1 pseudogene is annotated in these 681 nt (G+C 63.0%); it reads left to right on the forward strand.

The features are described from left to right. Positions 1-681: pseudogene (locus tag EJC47_RS20875) on the forward strand (IS3 family transposase); the annotation flags it as partial.

The following is a 681-nucleotide window of genomic DNA, read 5'->3' on the forward strand; positions in this document are numbered from 1 at the left end:
TGGGCGCACGCAGCGTGAGGTTGCGGAAGATCTGGGGGTCGGTTTGTCGACGCTGGTTCGGTGGATCGGTCGTCGTCGTGATCGGTTGACGGAGATGCCGGGCGAAACACCGCAGGCAGATTTGGCAGCCGAGTTGAAGCGGCTCCGCCGGGAGAATGAGATCCTTCGACAAGAACGCGACATACTGAAGCGGGCGACCGCTTTTTTCGCCCGGGAGGGAAGTCGATGAGGTTTGCGCTCGTCGATCAGGCGAAGAAGGATTTCCCCGTACACCGCCTCTGCCAGGTGCTCGGCGTCAGCCAGAGCGGCTATTTCGCCTGGAAGGATCGTCCGGCCAGCCGGCGGCAACGCGATGACATGGTGATGCTGGCGCATGTCCGCTCGGCATTTGCGCTGTCGAACGGCACGTACGGCAGTCCGCGCATGACGCGCGAGTTGCAGGATGATGGCTTCGCCATCGGGCGACGGCGCACGGCGCGGTTGATGCGCGAGAACGGCCTGCGCGGTCGGCAGAAGCGTCGATTCAAACGGACGACCGACAGCGAGCATAGCTGGCCGATCGCGCCGAACATCATTGACCAGGATTTTACGGCGACGGCACCCAACCAGAAATGGGGCGTCGACATCTCGTATGTCTGGACGCGGGAGGGATGGCTCTATCTGGCGGTGGTCCTCGATCTG

Origin of the sequence: Sphingomonas sp. TF3 (assembly GCF_003985085.1) — a bacterium.
Classification (GTDB): domain Bacteria; phylum Pseudomonadota; class Alphaproteobacteria; order Sphingomonadales; family Sphingomonadaceae; genus Sphingomonas.